This window comes from Methylobacterium sp. FW306-05-D, assembly GCF_058782155.1.
In genome coordinates, this window is the sequence record NZ_JBYSXL010000088.1 from 1 (window position 1) to 16162 (window position 16162).

General features: G+C 70.7%; 18 protein-coding genes and 1 pseudogene. 9 read left to right on the forward strand and 10 right to left on the reverse strand.

Annotated features, from left to right (window positions below; all coding sequences use genetic code 11):
- The 4 genes from AC3WLN_RS20870 to AC3WLN_RS20885 form a co-directional block, all read right to left on the reverse strand.
- Window positions 1-1536 (reverse strand): OFA family MFS transporter (locus tag AC3WLN_RS20870; protein WP_492484459.1); only part of this gene is annotated, 1536 nt, incomplete at its 3' end.
- 266 nt (window positions 1537-1802) lie between these two features.
- Window positions 1803-2852, reverse strand: a complete 1050-nt coding sequence (locus AC3WLN_RS20875) for an arsenic resistance protein (RefSeq protein WP_492484461.1) — start codon at window positions 2850-2852, stop codon at window positions 1803-1805.
- On the reverse strand, window positions 2852-3487 hold the full coding sequence (locus tag AC3WLN_RS20880) for a DUF938 domain-containing protein (RefSeq protein WP_492484463.1): 636 nt from the start codon (window positions 3485-3487) through the stop codon (window positions 2852-2854). Before AC3WLN_RS20880 ends, AC3WLN_RS20875 begins: the two co-directional genes overlap by 1 nt.
- 33 nt (window positions 3488-3520) lie before the next feature.
- Complete coding sequence (locus AC3WLN_RS20885) at window positions 3521-3682, reverse strand: hypothetical protein (protein ID WP_492484464.1); 162 nt, start codon at window positions 3680-3682, stop codon at window positions 3521-3523.
- 21 nt (window positions 3683-3703) lie between these two features.
- Here AC3WLN_RS20885 and AC3WLN_RS20890 point away from each other — a divergent pair, with 21 nt between their 5' ends.
- A complete protein-coding gene (locus tag AC3WLN_RS20890) occupies window positions 3704-4840 on the forward strand; it encodes an S-(hydroxymethyl)glutathione dehydrogenase/class III alcohol dehydrogenase (protein WP_492484466.1) in 1137 nt (378 codons plus the stop codon).
- Between the two features lie 266 nt (window positions 4841-5106).
- Window positions 5107-5940 (forward strand): S-formylglutathione hydrolase, encoded by an 834-nt coding sequence (gene fghA / locus AC3WLN_RS20895; RefSeq protein ID WP_492484468.1) that lies wholly within the window; start codon window positions 5107-5109, stop codon window positions 5938-5940.
- A gap of 6 nt (window positions 5941-5946) precedes the next feature.
- On the opposite strand, the gene uraD is transcribed toward fghA, so the two are convergent.
- Genes uraD through AC3WLN_RS20915 form a run of 4 tightly spaced genes read right to left on the reverse strand, consistent with a single transcriptional unit; the run spans window position 5947 to window position 8754 of the window.
- Complete coding sequence (gene uraD, locus AC3WLN_RS20900) at window positions 5947-6477, reverse strand: 2-oxo-4-hydroxy-4-carboxy-5-ureidoimidazoline decarboxylase (protein ID WP_492484470.1); 531 nt, start codon at window positions 6475-6477, stop codon at window positions 5947-5949.
- 5 nt (window positions 6478-6482) lie between these two features.
- Window positions 6483-6836, reverse strand: a complete 354-nt coding sequence (gene uraH / locus AC3WLN_RS20905) for a hydroxyisourate hydrolase (protein ID WP_492484472.1) — start codon at window positions 6834-6836, stop codon at window positions 6483-6485.
- A 51-nt stretch (window positions 6837-6887) separates the two neighbouring features.
- A complete protein-coding gene (gene uraH, locus AC3WLN_RS20910; RefSeq protein WP_492484474.1) occupies window positions 6888-7379 on the reverse strand; it encodes a hydroxyisourate hydrolase in 492 nt (163 codons plus the stop codon).
- Window positions 7380-7413: 34 nt separating this feature from the next.
- Window positions 7414-8754 carry an MFS transporter gene (locus AC3WLN_RS20915; protein WP_492484476.1) on the reverse strand — a complete coding sequence of 447 codons (1341 nt, stop codon included), beginning with the start codon at window positions 8752-8754 and terminating at the stop codon, window positions 7414-7416.
- 255 nt (window positions 8755-9009) lie between these two features.
- Here AC3WLN_RS20915 and AC3WLN_RS20920 point away from each other — a divergent pair, with 255 nt between their 5' ends.
- Window positions 9010-9939, forward strand: a complete 930-nt coding sequence (locus AC3WLN_RS20920; RefSeq protein ID WP_492484478.1) for an AEC family transporter — start codon at window positions 9010-9012, stop codon at window positions 9937-9939.
- Window positions 9940-9944: 5 nt separating this feature from the next.
- Here the strand turns inward: AC3WLN_RS20920 and AC3WLN_RS20925 are convergent, their stop codons facing one another.
- Entirely contained in the window at window positions 9945-11201 is a 1257-nt protein-coding gene (locus tag AC3WLN_RS20925; protein ID WP_492484480.1) for a D-amino acid dehydrogenase, read from the reverse strand.
- A gap of 209 nt (window positions 11202-11410) precedes the next feature.
- Here AC3WLN_RS20925 and AC3WLN_RS20930 point away from each other — a divergent pair, with 209 nt between their 5' ends.
- From AC3WLN_RS20930 to AC3WLN_RS20950, 5 genes and pseudogenes are all read left to right on the forward strand, one after another.
- On the forward strand, window positions 11411-11851 hold the full coding sequence (locus tag AC3WLN_RS20930) for an Lrp/AsnC family transcriptional regulator (RefSeq protein ID WP_492484491.1): 441 nt from the start codon (window positions 11411-11413) through the stop codon (window positions 11849-11851).
- A gap of 98 nt (window positions 11852-11949) precedes the next feature.
- Window positions 11950-12606, forward strand: a complete 657-nt coding sequence (locus AC3WLN_RS20935) for a DUF47 domain-containing protein (RefSeq protein WP_492484482.1) — start codon at window positions 11950-11952, stop codon at window positions 12604-12606.
- Window positions 12607-12614: 8 nt separating this feature from the next.
- Window positions 12615-13625, forward strand: a complete 1011-nt coding sequence (locus AC3WLN_RS20940; protein ID WP_492484484.1) for an inorganic phosphate transporter — start codon at window positions 12615-12617, stop codon at window positions 13623-13625.
- Between the two features lie 48 nt (window positions 13626-13673).
- A pseudogene (locus AC3WLN_RS20945) lies at window positions 13674-14356 on the forward strand (MgtC/SapB family protein).
- A gap of 248 nt (window positions 14357-14604) precedes the next feature.
- On the forward strand, window positions 14605-14865 hold the full coding sequence (locus tag AC3WLN_RS20950) for a hypothetical protein (RefSeq protein ID WP_492484486.1): 261 nt from the start codon (window positions 14605-14607) through the stop codon (window positions 14863-14865).
- A 12-nt stretch (window positions 14866-14877) separates the two neighbouring features.
- Here AC3WLN_RS20950 and AC3WLN_RS20955 read toward each other — a convergent pair whose 3' ends face one another.
- On the reverse strand, window positions 14878-15324 hold the full coding sequence (locus AC3WLN_RS20955) for a hypothetical protein (protein ID WP_492484488.1): 447 nt from the start codon (window positions 15322-15324) through the stop codon (window positions 14878-14880).
- Window positions 15325-15896: 572 nt separating this feature from the next.
- Between AC3WLN_RS20955 and AC3WLN_RS20960 the strand changes: the two genes are divergently transcribed.
- Window positions 15897-16162, forward strand: a 266-nt coding sequence (locus AC3WLN_RS20960; protein ID WP_492484489.1) for a 2Fe-2S iron-sulfur cluster-binding protein, incomplete at its 3' end; no start/stop codon positions are given.

The following is a 16162-nucleotide window of genomic DNA, read 5'->3' on the forward strand; positions in this document are numbered from 1 at the left end:
GTGGCGGGACGGTCCGGCGACCACGGCATCGGCCGTGGCGGCGAGTTCGGCGTCGCTCATGAACCAGCGCGCCGCCAGCGGACGCACGAGGAGGTTGGCGACGAAGCCCGCCGCCAGGAAGCCCGCCAGGATGTACATCGTGCGCGTGTAGAGCGCCGCCCCCTGGATGCCGGCATCGACCTGGGCCTGGCGGATCGCCGTCACCACGAAGGGACCGACCACGCCGGCCGTCGACCAGGCGGTGAGCAGCCGTCCGTGGATGGCGCCGACGAACTGCGTGCCGAAGATGTCGGCGAGGTAGGCCGGGATCGTGGCGAAGCCGCCGCCGTACATCGACAGGATCACGCAGAAGACGGTCACGAACAGGGCCTTCGAGCCGATCGAGGCCGCCCAGGGCGCGCCCGCATAGAGCAGGCATCCGAGCGCGAAGAAGGTCGCGTAGGTGACCTTCCGGCCGATCCTGTCCGACATCGAGGCCCAGAAGAAGCGCCCGAGGATGTTGAACAGCGACAGGAGTCCGACGAACCCGGCCGCCACCGCCGCGATCTGGGTCTTCTGTCCGGCATCCAGCTGCCCGAAGCCGAGGCCCGGCTGGCCGATCAGCGCGCCGCCGAAGATCTCCTGCAGCATCGGCGAGGCCAGGGCGAGCACGCCGATGCCGGCCGAGACGTTGAGGCAGAGCACCGCCCAGAGCAGCCAGAACTGCGGGGTCCGGTGGGCCCGGTCGAGATGGACGTGGCCCGAGGTGATCATCGCGCTCTTGGCCGTCGGCGCGGTCCAGCCCTCCGGCTGCCAGCCGGAGGGCGGCACGCGGTAGCCGAAGGCGCCGCAGAGCATCGCCGCGATGTAGAGCCCGCCCATCACCGCGAGGGTCTGCCAGACGCCGGCCGTATCCGGGGTCTTGAAGGTGTTGATCAGCAGGGTGGCCAGCGGCGACCCGATCATGGCGCCGCCGCCGAAGCCCATGATGGCCATGCCGGTGGCCATGCCGCGGCGATCGGGAAACCACTTCACGAGGGTCGAGACCGGCGAGATGTAGCCGAGCCCCAGGCCGATGCCGCCGATCAGGCCCATGCCGAGCCAGATCAGCCAGAGCTGGTGCACGGAGACGCCGAGCGCCCCGATCAGGAAGCCGCCGCCCCAGCACAGGGCCGCCGCGAGGCCGGCCTTGCGCGGTCCGGCCCGTTCGAGCCAGCCGCCGAACACCGCCGCCGAGAGGCCGAGCATCACGATGCCGATGGAGAAGACGATGACGAGGTCGCTGACCCGCCAGTCGCAGGTCGTCGTGAATAGCGCCGTGGCGATGCTCATGTCCGGGCAGGCCGCCGGCGCCGGCTGGCCGACGCTCAGCGCCCGGGACAGGGGCAGCCAGAACACCGACAGACCGTAGGACATTCCGATGCAAAGGTGGATGGCGAGGGCCGCGGGCGGCACCAGCCACCGGTTGAAGCCCGGTTTGGCGACGATCGCTTCGCGGGAGAGCCACCCTGGCGTGCGTGCGTCCGGCGAGGACACGTCGGAGACGCGAACGTCCATCTTAAGGCTTTGCTCCCATGACACGCCGCCGTTCGGCTATTTTTAAGGATTAAAGCACGCGGAAAACGTAATGCCATGCCGCGCAAGCCGGTTCGTCGAACGAATTGCTTGCTCTGTCAGCGCGGCGCGGCGGGACCTGGCGCGCTGACCGTCCTCACATCTTACCGTGCAGGGCGTTTTCCGCGCTGCCTGCCGGGTCTTGGCCGGCGATCTTCTGCGCGGCCGCATTCATCGCTGCGCGCCTGTCTCGCGATCTGTCGGCGCGGTCAGCGACGGGCGGCGGGCGGGGTATCGCCCCGGCCGGCGGGTCTCGGCGTCGATGCCCCGCGTCCCAGTCTCGGGAGGAGCCGAACGTAGAGGAGCTCGCTGGCCAGTTCGATCAGCGTCTGCGTGACGATCACGGCCGGCAGCAGGGGCACGCCGCCCGGAACCGCGAAGGCCAGCGGCAGGACGACGAGCGAATTTCGGGTCGCGGCGCTGAAGGCGAGGGTTCGGCCGGTGGCCGCGTCGAGGCCGAACAGGCGTCCGGTTCCCCAGCCGAGGAGCGGCGCCGCGACGGCGTAGGCCGCATAGACGGGGACGACCCGCAGGGCCGCGTCGCGGGCCGGGCCGAGCTGTGGCAGCACCGCCGCGATCACCACGAACAGGACCAGGGCCGTCGCCGGAACCGGCAGGATGCCGAGCAGGGCCGCGGCGCGGCGACCGGCCGGCACCCGTCCGCCCCAGACCTGCACGAGACCGGCCGCCGCCAGAGGCAGGGCGATCAGCCAGACGAAGGCCTGGACGAACGGCCCGACCTGCACGACCCGCGCCGCCTCCGCCCCGAGGAAGGCGGTCAGGTAGACCGGCAGCAGCGCCATCTGCGCCAGGAGGAGCAGCGGGGTCGCGGCCAGCAGGGTCCGGGCGTCGGCCCGGCCGAGATGCGCGAAGGTCACCACGTAGTCGATACAGGGCGTCAGCAGCACCAGCAGCACGCCGAGGCGCAGCATGGGGTCGGCGGGGAGCCATGGGACGAGACCGGCGACCAGCAGCGGGACCGCGAGGAAGTTGACGGCCATGAGTGCGGCCAGGAACCGGGCGCGGGTGAAGGCGCCCGCCAGGTCCCGCAGGGGCACCTGCAGGAAGGTCACGAACAGCATCAGCGCCAGGGCCGGGTTGATCGCCGCCTCCAGCGCGGCGGTGCCCGGCACCGTGAGCGCCGCGACGACGGCGGCCCCGATGGCGGCGAAGTGGATCCCGATCTGCCGGCTCTCCAGTCGGTCCCTCAGGGGGCCGATGCGGTCGGTTCGGACACGGTCCCCGGGGCCGGCGGGCATCAGGCCCCGGCCGCCGCCGCGTCGCGCCGGAACACCAGCGCGAGGTTGTTCGCCGGCAGGCTCAGGCGGGCGTCGAGGCGCAGGCCGTGCCGTGCCGCGGTCTCGACGACGGTCTCGCGGTCGCGCACGCCCCAGCGCGGGTCCCGCGCCCGCAAGTCCTGGTCGAAGGCGGCGTTGCTCTCCGCCGTGTGCCGCCCGCCCTCGCGGAAGGCACCGTAGAGGAACAGGATTCCGCCCGGTGGGAGCGTGCGTCCGGCACCGGCCATCAATCCTTCCGTGGCGGACCACGGTGCGATGTGGACCATGTTGATGCACAGGATGGCCTCGGCGGTCTCGATCGGCCAGGGCGCGGTGGCGGCGTCGAGGGCGAGGGGCGGCCGCAGGTTGGCGAGGCCCGCGGCCTCGGCATGGGCCGCGATGCTGCGGCGATAGGCCGGCTCGGGGTCGCTCGGCTGGAAGGTCAGGGCCGGAAACGCGGCGGCGAAATGCACGGCGTGCTCGCCCGTCCCGCTGGCGATCTCCAGGACCGTGCCGGTCTCGGGCAGCACGTCCCGCAGCACCGCGAGGATCGCCGCCCGGTTGCGCGCCGCCGCCGGCGCGACCAGCGCGTCCCGCCCTGCTTCCCAGTCCTTCATGGTCCGTCCGATCCTGTCGCGCCGCGGCGACCGTCATTCCAAATTCGCATCGCCGGCGCAAACGGGCGCGCACGGCTGTTGCATCTCGAGCCCGGAGGCATCAAACACCACCCAGATTTTCGGGCCGTTCGGCTTGCCACCCTCCGGGTGCAGCGAGGCGAAGCGCCGGCATCCATCGCCGCCGTCCGTGATCATCACAGCCTGAAGGACAACACTATGAAGACGCGCGCCGCGGTCGCGTGGGAGGCCAAGAAGCCTCTCACGATCGAGACCATCGACATCGAGGGACCCAAGGCCGGCGAGGTCCTCGTCGAGCTGATGGCCACCGGCATCTGCCACACCGACGCCTATACCCTGTCGGGCCTGGATTCCGAGGGCAAGTTCCCGGCGATCCTCGGCCACGAGGGCGCGGGCATCGTCCGCGAGGTCGGCGCCGGCGTGACCGCGCTGAAGCCCGGCGACCACGTCATCCCGCTCTACACCCCCGAATGCCGCAACTGTAAGTCCTGCCTGTCGCAGCGCACGAACCTCTGCACCGCCATCCGGGCGACGCAGGGCCAGGGCGTGATGCCGGACGGCACCTCGCGCTTCTCCTGCGTCTCCACCGGCGGCAGCCCGGGCGGGTCCAACACCCTGTTCCACTACATGGGCTGCTCGACCTTCTCGAACTTCACGGTGCTGCCGGCGATCGCGCTGGCCAAGATCCGGGAAGACGCGCCCTTCGACAAGATCTGCTACATCGGCTGCGGCGTCACCACCGGCATCGGCGCGGTGATCTACACCGCCAAGGTCTGGCCCGGCGCCAACGTCGTGGTGTTCGGCCTCGGCGGCATCGGACTCAATGTTCTCCAGGCCGCCCGCATGGTCGGTGCCGACAAGATCATCGGCGTCGACATCAATCCGGACAAGCAGGAGATGGCGGCTAAGTTCGGGATGACCCACTTCATCAACCCGAAGGAGGTCGGCAACGACCACGTCGTCCAGGCGATCCTCGACGTGACCGGCGGCGGCGCGGACTTCTCCTTCGACTGCACCGGCAACGTCAACGTGATGCGCCAGGCCCTCGAGTGCTGCCACCGCGGCTGGGGCGAGTCGATCGTCATCGGCGTGGCCGAGGCCGGCAAGGAGATCGCCACCCGTCCGTTCCAGCTCGTCACCGGCCGCGTCTGGAAGGGGTCGGCCTTCGGCGGCGCGCGGGGCCGCACCGACGTGCCCAAGATCGTCGACTGGTACATGGAGGGCAAGATCAACATCGACGACCTGATCACCCACACCATGCCGCTCGAGGAGATCAACCACGGCTTCGACCTCATGCACGAGGGCAAGTCGATCCGCTCGGTGGTGGTTTACTGATCCAATCGGGACAGATCGTGTCCGGTCCCTCCCCCCCGTGCGGGGGAGGGTGCCTGCGGAGCAGGCGGGAGAGGGGGCGACCTCTCCGGAACCGGTGCTCCCCTCTCGCGGGACTTCGTCCCGGCCCGACCCGCTGACGCGGGCCTCCCTCTCCCGCGGAGGGGAGAGGGAGGGGCGCGAACCGACCATTCCTTTCAGTGGCCCGACATCGCACCCTTTCCCAGCCCCGGAACGGGACTTTGAGCCCCCATCAGGAGAGCACACCCATGGAAACCATCTCGAAGGCCCGCGCCCATGGCGGCACGCAGGGCGTCTACAAGCACGATGCGCAGACCACGGGCTGCCCGATGACCTTCGCGGTGTTCGTGCCGCCGCAGGCCGAACACGGCCTGGTGCCGGTGCTGTGGTATCTCTCCGGCCTCACCTGCACCCACGCCAACGTCATGGACAAGGGCGAGTACCGCAAGGCGGCGGCCGAGCACGGCGTCATCATCGTGGCGCCCGATACCAGCCCGCGCGGCCCCGGCATCCCGGACGAGGCGGATAACTGGCAGTTCGGCTCCGGCGCCGGGTTCTACCTCGACGCCACACAGGCGCCGTATTCCACGAACTACCGGATGTGGAGCTACGTGACCGAGGAGTTGCCCGCCCTCGTCGCCAAGGAATTCCCCGCCGACATGTCCCGCCAGGGCATCTTCGGCCACTCGATGGGAGGCCACGGCGCGCTGACCATCGCCCTCACCTTCCCCGAGCGGTTCAAGTCCTGCTCGGCCTTCGCGCCGATTGCCCAGCCCTCCACGGCCGGCTGGTCGAAGCCCGCCTTCGAGAAGTATCTCGGCCCCGATGCGGCCGCCTGGCGCGCCCACGACGCCACGGCCCTGATCGCGGACGGCCACCGCTTCTCCGAGTTCCTGGTCGATCAGGGCACCGCCGACAGCTTCCTCGACGACGGCCTGCGTCCGTGGCTCCTGGAAGAGGCCTGCAAGACCGCCGGCATTCCTCTGACCCTCAACATGCGCGAGGGCTACGACCACTCGTACTACTTCATCTCGACCTTCATGGCCGACCACATCGCCTGGGCGGCCGCGCGCCTGAAGTAGGCCCCCTCACCCGGAGGCGGCGACGAGGCGGTCGAGCCGCATCCGGGTGATCTGGGCGATCTCGTCGAGGGCGGCCCGCTCCTCCTCGGCGGGGGTCCGCCGCAGGCGCGCCTCGAAGATCGCCAGAATTTCCGCCCGCGTCCGCCCGCGGACCGCGATGATGAAGGGGAAGCCGAAGCGCCGGCGATAGGCGGCGTTCAGGCGGTCGAAGGCCTCCGCGTCGGCGGGCGGCATGTGGTCGAGCCCGGCGCTGCCCTGCTCGCTGGCCGAATCCGCCGTCATGCTGCGGGCTCGCGCCTCCGGGCCGGCGAGCTCCGGATGGCCGTTGAGGAAGGCGATGCGGGTCTCGGCCGGCGCCGCCCGCACGGCCCGCATCATGGCCGCGTGGAGGTCGTCGACGCTGGCGAAGGGCCCGTGCGCATAGGCGCGCTCGGCGACCCAGGCGGCGTGCTCGAACACCCCCCCGAACCGCACGACGAAGGCGGCGGCGTCGAGCCGGTTGACGGCGGCGAGATCGACTTTTCCGGACTCGGCCATCGCCGTCAGCTGCCGCGATAGGTGGCGCAGGTGCCCGGCGCGCACAGCATCGGCACGTGGTAGTGCTGCGCAGCGTCGAAGACCGCGAAGCGCACCACCGGATTGTCGACGAAGATGTCGGCCTCGGTCACGCCGGGCTTGGTCTTCAGGTAGGCGTCGATGTGGAATTCCAGCTGGTATTGCCCGACCTTGGTCTCCGCCCCGGGCAGGATCGGCGCGTCGGTGCGTCCGTCCGCATTGGTGACGACGCTCTTCACGAGGCGCCAGGCGCCGCCCTCCATCACGGAGAAGTCGATGCGCACGCCCGGCGCCGGGCGCCCGCGATCCGCGTCGAGGACGTGTGTGGTGATGCCGGCCATGATGTCTCGGGCTCCGCGAAGGGTCGTGGGTCGGAGGGGTCTGCCGGCGCGTCAGCTGCCCCGGTAGTAGGAATAGCCCCAGGGCGTGAACAGCACCGGCAGGTGGTAGCGCTGTCCGGCGTCGCGGATCACGAAGCGGACCGGCACCAGGCTGAGGAAGTTCGGCTGCGGCAGGGCCACGCCGAACGTTGCGAAATACGCCTCGAAATGCATCAGCAGTTCGTACTGGCCGACCTTGAGGGCCTCGTCGACGAGGAGCGGCTCGGCCGGCCGGCCGTTGGCGGCGGTGGTCACGGTCTTGAGCGTCCGATAGGCGTCGCCCTCCCGGATCGCGAGGTCGCAGACCATGCCGGCGCCAGGGGTGCCGTGGAAGTTGTCGATGGCGTGCAGGGTCAGGCGCGGGCCGAGGCCGGCCTGGGATTTCGGCGCCGTCGCGAGGGCGCTCGGCGGGGTCGGGCCGGCCTGCGCCAGGGCGCCGGTGGCGGCGACGGCGCCGAGGCCGGCCCCGACGAGGCTGCGGCGCGTGAGGGCCGGTCGATCCATGGGGTGTCCTTCTCGAGCGGTGCGGGGTTCGGATTCAGGCGGGTTCGTGCGCGGCGCGCGCCGCGGCCCGGCGGCTCAGGGCCGCGGGTTCCGGCGGGACGAAGGCGAGGATGAGGAGAAGCGTCGCGACCTCGAAGCCGGCGACGATCCAGAGGCCGGTGGCGGCCGAGCCGGTCTGTTCGCGCAGGGCGCCCATCACCGCGGGCGCGCCGAAGCCGGCGAGGTTCGCCACCGAGTTGATCAGCGCGATGCCGGCCGCGGCGGCCGATCCGGCCAGGAAGCGACCGGGGATCTGCCAGAAGACCGGGATCGCACTCATGGTGCCGACGATCGCCACCGTGAGGGCGACGACCGACAGCACCGGGCTGACCGGCACGAGCAGGCCGAGGAGCGCGATCGCCACGGCGCCGACGAGGGCCGGCACGCCGCAATGGAGCCGCGCCTCGCCCGAGCGGTCGGAATGGCGGCCGTTGAGGATCATTCCGGCCGCGCCGCAGAGATAGGCGCCGGACATGATCCAGCCGATGGTGAGCGGATCGGTGAAGCCCGCCTCGCGGACCACGCTCGGCCCGAAGAAGGTCAGGGCCGAGTTCGCCGTGATGATGCAGAAGAAGATCGCGATGCATTGCCAGACCCGCAGGTCGCGCAGGGAGGCCAGGATGCGGTGCTCGCGCGGGCCGTGCGCCGCCGCGTCGCGGGCGAGGTCCGCTGCGACCAGGGCGCGCTGCTCGGGCGTCAGCCACCCGGCCTTCTCCGGCCGGTCGGTCAGGTAGACCAGCGTGACGATGCCGGCCAGGATCGACGGGATGCCCTCCAGAAGGAAGACCCACTGCCAGCCGGACCAGCCGTTCACGCCGTCGAGTCCGGTCATGATCGTGCCGGCGAGCGGCCCGCCGATCACCCCGGCGATGGCGGAGGCCGACATGAACAGGCCGAACACCTTGGCGCGCCGCTCGGTGGGGTACCAGTAGGTCAGGAACAGGATCACGCCCGGGTAGAACCCGGCCTCGAACACGCCGAGCAGGAAGCGCAGCAGGTAGAACAGGCCGGCGGTGGTGACGAACATCATCGCCACGCAGCACAGGCCCCACAGCAGGGTGATGCGCGCGATGGTCTTGCGGGCGCCGATCCGTTCGAGGAGCAGGTTGCTCGGCACCTCGCAGAGAAAGTAGCCGATGAAGAAGATCCCGGCGCCGATGCCGTAGACGGTCTCGCTGAACTTCAGGTCGGCGAGCATCTGCAGCTTGGCGAAGCCGATGTTCACCCGGTCGATCCAGGACAGGATCCAGAGGAACATCAGGAACGGCAGCAGCCGCCAGGTGATCCGGCGATAGGTCTGGTCGAGTCCGGCCGGCAAGGGCTGTTCGGGCGCCATCAGGGGGTCCGCGCACCCGGCGATTCGCACCGGGGTCCTGCATCAAAATGATGCAAGTCGGAGGCCATGGCTACGCTCGCGGCACTCGCCGCCACGGGGATCTTCGGGGACGGGCCGATCCTCCGCGCCGGGGATGCGCCGGTGCGGGTACCATTCCGCAACCCGCTCCGGGTAGAGGGGTGCGTCCCCCTCCCCCAGGTCCCGCTCCATGCGCCACCTCTCCGCCCCCGGTCCCGTGTTCACCGGGTGCGCCGCGTGACCGCGACGGTGGTCCTCGCCCTCGTCCCGATCGCGCTGCTGATCGGCCTCGGCGTGTCGCTGCGCCACCGGGGGCTCGTCGACCGGGCGTTCTGGCCCCAGGCGGAGCGCCTCGGCTACTACGTGCTGCTGCCGGCCCTGTTCATCCACGGTCTCGCCACCGCCCGCCTCGACGGCGTGCCGGTCTTCGCGCTGGCGGGCGTCCTCGTGGGCTCGACCCTCGTGGTGGCCCTGGCGCTGCTCGCGATCCGGCCGCGGCTCGGCCTGGACGGGGCAGCCTTCACCTCGGTCTTTCAGGGCGGCGTGCGCTTCAACAACTACGTCGGCGTCTCGGCGGCGGCCGGGCTGTTCGGCGCGCAGGGCATCGCCCTCGCGGCGGTCGCCAACGCGGCGGTCGTCCCCACTGTCAACATCCTGTGCGTGCTCGTCTTCGCCCGCTTCGGATCGGGCGGCCGGCTCGCGCCGCGGGCGATCCTGCGCCAGCTCGTCCTCAACCCACTCGTCGTCGCCTGTGCCCTCGGCATCGCCCTGCAGGCCACCGGCCTGGGCCTGCCGCCCGGCCTGGAGCCGACGCTGAAGGCGCTGGGACAGGCCTCCCTGCCCCTCGGGCTCCTCTGCGTCGGCGCCGCCCTCGATCCCGGCACGGTGCGGACCTGGCTGCGACCGGTCCTGGTCGCCTCGGCCGCGAAGTTCGTGCTGATGCCGGCGGTGACGATCCTGGCCTGCCGCGCCGTCGGCCTGCACGGGCCGGCCGCCGCCACAGCCCTGCTGTTCCAGTCGCTGCCGACGGCTTCCTCGTCCTACATCATGGCCCGGCAACTCGGGGGCGACGCGCCGCTGATGGCCGGCATCCTCGCCCTGCAGACCGTGCTCGCCGGCCTCGCCATCCCTCTGGTGATGCTGATCCTGGAGGGGTTCACCGCCTGAGCCCATCAGGCGGCGTAGCGGGCCAGCGCCAGGTCGGAATGGTCGATGTCGGGGGCGCGGCCGGACATCAGGTCGGCCAGCATCCGCCCGGAGCCGCAGGCCATCGTCCAGCCCAGGGTGCCGTGACCCGTATTGGTATAGAGGTTGGCGTAGCGGGTCGCGCCCACGATCGGCGTGCCGTCCGGCGTCATCGGCCGCAGGCCCGTCCAGAACCTGGCCGCCGCGAGGTCGCCGCCCTCCGGGAAGAGGTCTCGGACGCAGCGTTCCAGGGTCGCCCGGCGCGGCGCGCGCAGGGCATCGCTGAAGCCCGCGAGTTCCGCGGTGCCGCCGACCCGGATCCGGTCGCCGAGCCGCGTGAGAGCCACCTTGAAGGTCTCGTCCATGACGGTGGAGACCGGCGCGGCGTCGGGGTTGGTGACCGGCAGGGTCAGCGAGTAGCCCTTCACCGGGTAGATCGGCAGGCGCAACCCGAGCGGGTGAAGCAGGGCCGCCGTGTAAGACCCCATGGCGGCGACGTAGGCGTCCGCCCGCAGGGTCTCGGAGCCGCAGACCACGCCCGTCACCGCGTCGCCGGTGGCCTCCAGCCCGTCGATCCGCGTGCCGTAGCGGAAGCGGACGCCCAGTCCCGCGCACAGCGCCGCGAGGCGCTGCGTGAACAGGTGCGCGTCCCCGGTCTCGTCGCCGGTCAGGCGAAGGCCGCCGACGATCTTGTCCCGCACGGCGGCCAGCGCCGGCTCGGCCGCGATGCACCCGGCCGGGTCCAGAACGGCGTAGGCGACCCCGTAGGTGTCGAGGACGCGGGTGTCGTCGCCGACATGGTCGAGCTGCTTCTGCGTGCGGAAGAGCTGGAGCGTGCCGCGGGTGCGGTGGTCGTAGGCGATGCCGGTCTCGGTGCGCAGGTCGCGCAGGACGTCGCGGCTATATTCGGCCAGGCGGACCATGCGGCCCTTGTTGCGGATGTAGGCCTCCTCCGTGCAGTTCGCGAGCATGCGCGCGAGCCAGCCGTAGAAGCGCGGCTCGAATGTCGGCCACAGCACCAGGGGCCGGTGGCGCATCATCAGCCACTTCATGGCCTTGATCGGGATGCCCGGTGCCGCCCAGGGCGCCGAGTAGCCGGGCGAGACCTGGCCCGCATTGGCGAAGCTGGTCTCCATGCCGGCGGCGGCCTGCCGATCCACCACCGTGACGGCGTGCCCGGCCTTGGCCAGGTAATAGGCCGTGGTGACACCGACCACGCCGCTTCCGAGAACCAGGACCCGCATCGCACGTCTCCCCCGAGGTCCGAGACCCCAAGCATGGGCGGGGCCAGGAGGCGCCGGCCTCCGATCGTCCTACGCTCGCCAGCGCAGAGACACCGGATCCTGCGAGCGGTGCCGCGAAATTCTTGCAGATCCTGCGACGCACATGCCATTCTGCGCACGATCCTGCGGCGACCGACACGGTCGTTGCGCCGCGCGAGGGAGACCGAATCCTGCCGCCGGACGAGATCGATGACGCCATCATCCGGGTCCTGCGCGAGGATGCGCGGATTCCGAACGCCGCCCTGGCCGAACGGGTCGGGCTCTCGGCCTCGGCCTGCCTGCGCCGGCTGCGGCTGCTCGAACGCAACGGCACCATCCGGGGCTACACCGTGCTTCTCCACGGGCCCGGCTCGGCCGGCCTCGTGGTGATGACCCGGATCTCCCTGGAGCGGCAGACCGAGGATTGCCTGAACCGGTTCGAGGCGGCCGTGCGGCGCTGCCCCGACATCCAGGACTGCTACCTGATGACGGGAGATTCGGACTACCTCCTGAAGATCCGCGTCGCCGACATGGCGGAATACGAGCGGTTGCACCGCTCGGTGCTCTCCAAGCTGCCCGGCGTCGCCCGCATCCAGTCGAGCTTCACCATCCGCAGCGTCGTCGGACGATGATTCCGTCCGCAAAGCGACGGCTCTGAACGGTCCGGCCCTCGCCGATCCCCGCCGAAACCCTAGTTGGCTAACGAAGCGGTACGAGGCCGGGGTCCGGAATGCTGGGTTGGTTCAAGGCGTTGATGCCGCGCGAGGATCGTTTCTTCGACCTCTTCGAGCGGCACTCGCGCACCCTGGTCGCCGGGGCCGAGGCGCTGCAGGGTGTTCTCCAGGGCGGCGACGCCGTCCCGCGCTATTGCCGGCAGGTAATGGAGCGCGAGCACGAGGCGGATGCGATCACCGCCGAGGTGCTGCTCGCCGTGCGCCGCAGCTTCATCACCCCGTTCGACCGCGGCGACATCAAGGACCTGATCCAGTCGATGGACGACGCCATCGACCAGATGAACAAGACGGTGAAGACCATCGCCCTGTACGAGGTCCGCAGCTTCGAACCCCTGATGCGGGAGATGGGCGGCACCGTGATCGAGGCGGCCCGGCTCACGGCCGAGACCATCCCGCTCCTCAGCGCCATCGGCACCCATGCGGGGCGGATCAACGGACTGACCGAGCAGATCACCCGGGTCGAGGGCCTCTCGGACGAGATGCAGGAGCGGGGCCTGAAGGCGCTCTATCGGGCCCATCGCAAGGACGGCGGCGACGGCGACACGATGGCCTACCTCATCGGCGCCGAGATCTACGGGCATCTCGAGGACGTGGTCGACCGCTTCGAGGACGTCGCCAACGAGATCAGCGGCATCGTGATCGAGAACGTGTAGGCGCGCCGATGACCGAGGCCACCGCGCTCGCCCTGCCCGCCCTCGCCGGCCTGATCGCCGTCGCGCTGTTCTTCGATTTCCTCAACGGCCTGCACGACGCGGCCAATTCCATCGCCACCATCGTGTCGACGCGGGTGCTGCGCCCGCAATACGCCGTGCTGTGGGCGGCGTTCTTCAACTTTATCGCGTTCCTGTTCTTCGGCCTGCATGTGGCCGAGACCCTCGGCACCGGCATCGTCGATGCCGGCATCATCGACCCGCGGGTGATCTTCAGCGCCCTGGTGGGTGCGATCGCCTGGAACATCGTGACCTGGATCTTCGGCATCCCGTCGAGCAGTTCGCACGCCCTCGTGGGCGGCCTGATCGGGGCGGGCGTCGCCAAGGCGGGCTTCAGCGCGGTGGTCTGGAGCGGGCTGACCAAGACCGCCGCCGCCATCGTGCTCTCGCCGCTGCTCGGCTTCCTCCTCGCCCTCCTCCTGGTGCTGATCGTCTCCTGGCTCTGCGTGCGCGCGACCCCCTTCGCGGTCGACCGGCGCTTCCGCGCCCTGCAGTTCGTCTCGGCCTCGCTCTACTCCCTCGGGCACGGCGGCAACGACGCGCAGAAGACCATGGGGATCATCGCGGTGCTGCTCTACTCGCAGGGCCATCTCGGCGCCTCGTTCCACGTTCCGCTCTGGGTGGTGATCTCCTGCCAGTCGGCGATGGCGCTGGGCACGCTGCTCGGCGGCTGGCGGATCGTGCACACGATGGGGTCGAAGATCACGCGGCTGAACCCGATGCAGGGGTTCTGCGCCGAGACCGGCGGCGCGATCACGCTCTTCACGGCGACCTGGCTCGGCATCCCGGTCTCGACCACCCACACCATCACGGGCGCGATCATCGGCGTCGGCGCGGCGCGGCGGACCTCGGCGGTGCGCTGGGGGGTTGCCGGCAACATCGTGGTCGCCTGGATTCTGACCCTGCCCGCGGCCGCTCTGATCGCGGCCGCCTGCTACGCGCTGGCCGCGCTCCTCGGGTGAGGCCGTGGCGCGCCCCCTCGCCAGTCCCGGACCGGAGGTGATCGACGGATGCCGAGCAACATCGAGATCGTCTGGCGCCTGCTTCTCGCCGCGATCCTCAGCGGGTTGATCGGGATCGAGCGCGAGCGCCTGCTTTGGGCCGCCGGGATTCGGACGCACATGCTGGTGGGCGTCGGGGCCTGCCTGATCATGATCGTCTCGGCCTTCGGCTTCGCCGACGTGCTCGGCACGCACACCGTCACCCTCGATCCCTCGCGCATGGCCGCCCAGGTCGTCTCCGGCATCGGCTTTCCCGGGGCGGGAACGATCCTGCTGCGCGGCGAGGTGGTCACGGGGCTCACCACCGCCGCCAGCCTCTGGGCGGTCGCCGCGGTGGGCCTCGCGGTCGGCGGCGGCCTCTACGTGGCGGGCATCGCCACCTCGGTGATCCTGCTCGTGATCCTCGCCGGCATGAAGCCGCCGCAGGAGCGCGACCACGACCGGATGCCTATCGGGCCGCTGCGGGTCATGTCCGAGGCCGGCTGCCTCTCCATCGACGGCCTGCAGGCGGTCGCCGGCGTGCGCGCGTCGCACATCCGGCAATTCGTGACCGGCGGGCGGACGATCCGAAGTTGGATGAAACGTTGATCACCTTCGTGCGGCTGTCACGGCGCTCGGTGGAAGACATCGCACAGAAACTTCGGGCTCATCCCGGGGTCATTCACGTTGAAGATCTGCCGAATCGACGCTAGCTGTGCAGGATGGAGCGCGGGTGCCGACCGCCGGACCGGAATCTCGGGGCGATCAGACAGCCCTTGTCGTCTCGTGAGCGTCGGATCGGACCCATGGTCGCCGGCCCCGCCGGGGCTTCGGGCCGGTGCAGCGACGCCGGACGCGGCTTTCGGCGCGGGGCGATCGGGGAGAGCGGGATCGTGAGGGGGACGCGCATGGGGGCCGACGAAGCCCGGGCTGGTGAGGGCCAGCGGATGCCGGTCCGCCCTTGAGCCGTCGGAGCGCAGCCTCGACGCCCGCCCCGGAGAACAAGCGCAAGCGGGTGAAAAGCCACGTGTTCCTGGTGGCGGTGAAGCAGCGACGCGAGGCCCTGCGGGTCTTCGCCGTGCTGTCCTCCTCCCAGGAGGAGGCCCTGGCGATCGTGAACGCTTCGAGCGCCGAGGGCGCCGCGGTGGAGGCGGCGGGCCGCCTCTCGAAGAAACTGGCACGGCCCCTGAAGCTGATGCCCGAGGTGCCGCGCCAGATCTGAGCGCCCGGGGGTCTAGCGCGGCCCGCAGACGGCGCGGTCCGTGTAGAGCACGACATCGCCCTGCTTCGGGTTGTTGACGGCGAACGGCTCGATGCTCTCGCGGGGCAGGAAGCCGCGCCCGAGTTCACGGTCGAAGAAGTCGTGGCCGATCTCGACGTAGCAGCGGTCGAGGATCGCGGTGTAGCGCAGGGAGGTCTGGACCGCGGCCGCGCCGCCCTGGGCACCGGAGGCCGAGCAGTAGCCCGACAGGTCGAGGCTGCCGGGGCCGGAGAGCCGGATCGCGCGCGAGGCGCCCGGGCGCACCAGGAAGGAGGGGCCGCCCTGCTGCGACCCCACCAGCGTCAGGGGGGAGCGGTTGTAGACGTGTCGAATGCAGTCGGCGCTCGCGGCGCCGACGCCCGCGACCAGCGCCGCGACGGGAAGCGCCACCCGGCCGAGCCACCGAAATCCGTTTCGCATCACGCACCTTTGCCAAGACGATTTTGCCGCGACGATCGTCTTCGAAGCGTCCTGCCCCGAGACCCGACAGGTGAGCTAGGGCGGCCCATCCTCCCGGCGAGGCCATCCGGGGTCTCGGGCCACGGCGTCGGAGTGCGGAGACGGACCGTGCCGCCGCCGATCTTCGACCGTGCCGCGGGTTGTTCGCCGCGTCCGCCCCTCGATCCGTTCGCCCTTCGCCAGACCTGTCCGCGTCCTCCGAGCTGCGCCGGATCGACGATCCCCGGCGGCGATGCGGCCCGCGAGGTGTCGGGGCGCACATGGCGGCTGGCGCCGTCCGAGACTGGAAAAATTCCAGGGAGCAGGTGAGCGGTTCCGGCGTTTTCGTCGCGCGCCCCTCGCAGGAGACCGGCGTACGTCCGGACGGAACCGACGCGGTTCCGTGTCGCGCCTCGGACCAAGTTCGCCCGCTCACGCGTTCTCCTGGCCTGCGACGCATCCGGGCGCCCGTCCGCCGGCAGCCGCCTTCCGCAACAGGTTCAGAGATCGCCATGCCAAGTTTCGGAGAGAACGAATTGAGTCGACGTGACGTCATGGCCGGTGCGACGGCCTGTGCAGCGCTCGCCGCAGTGCCGGCGCGGGCCGAGGGCCGGCCCGAAGCGACCGGCCCCGAGAAGCCCGTGCTGGCGAAGGTGTCGCTGACGGTGAACGGTCAGCGCCGCGAACTCGAGCTCGACACCCGCACCAGCCTGCTCGATGCCGCCCGCGAGCACCTGCACCTCACCGGTTCGAAGAAGGGCTGCGACCACGGGCAGTGCGGCGCCTGCACCATGATCGTCGACGGCCGGCGCATCAATTC

What these genes read in the sequence shown, in the direction of transcription:
- AC3WLN_RS20875 (WP_492484461.1), bottom strand. Translation starts at nt 2,852, where the DNA reads ATGCCCGCCGGCCCCGGGGACCGTGTCCGAACCGACCGCATCGGCCCC.
- AC3WLN_RS20880 (WP_492484463.1), bottom strand. Translation starts at nt 3,487, where the DNA reads ATGAAGGACTGGGAAGCAGGGCGGGACGCGCTGGTCGCGCCGGCGGCG.
- AC3WLN_RS20885 (WP_492484464.1), bottom strand. Translation starts at nt 3,682, where the DNA reads ATGATCACGGACGGCGGCGATGGATGCCGGCGCTTCGCCTCGCTGCAC.
- AC3WLN_RS20890 (WP_492484466.1), top strand. Translation starts at nt 3,704, where the DNA reads ATGAAGACGCGCGCCGCGGTCGCGTGGGAGGCCAAGAAGCCTCTCACG.
- fghA (WP_492484468.1), top strand. Translation starts at nt 5,107, where the DNA reads ATGGAAACCATCTCGAAGGCCCGCGCCCATGGCGGCACGCAGGGCGTC.
- uraD (WP_492484470.1), bottom strand. Translation starts at nt 6,477, where the DNA reads ATGGCCGAGTCCGGAAAAGTCGATCTCGCCGCCGTCAACCGGCTCGAC.
- uraH (WP_492484472.1), bottom strand. Translation starts at nt 6,836, where the DNA reads ATGGCCGGCATCACCACACACGTCCTCGACGCGGATCGCGGGCGCCCG.
- uraH (WP_492484474.1), bottom strand. Translation starts at nt 7,379, where the DNA reads ATGGATCGACCGGCCCTCACGCGCCGCAGCCTCGTCGGGGCCGGCCTC.
- AC3WLN_RS20915 (WP_492484476.1), bottom strand. Translation starts at nt 8,754, where the DNA reads ATGGCGCCCGAACAGCCCTTGCCGGCCGGACTCGACCAGACCTATCGC.
- AC3WLN_RS20925 (WP_492484480.1), bottom strand. Translation starts at nt 11,201, where the DNA reads ATGCGGGTCCTGGTTCTCGGAAGCGGCGTGGTCGGTGTCACCACGGCC.
- AC3WLN_RS20935 (WP_492484482.1), top strand. Translation starts at nt 11,950, where the DNA reads ATGCTGGGTTGGTTCAAGGCGTTGATGCCGCGCGAGGATCGTTTCTTC.
- AC3WLN_RS20940 (WP_492484484.1), top strand. Translation starts at nt 12,615, where the DNA reads ATGACCGAGGCCACCGCGCTCGCCCTGCCCGCCCTCGCCGGCCTGATC.
- AC3WLN_RS20955 (WP_492484488.1), bottom strand. Translation starts at nt 15,324, where the DNA reads ATGCGAAACGGATTTCGGTGGCTCGGCCGGGTGGCGCTTCCCGTCGCG.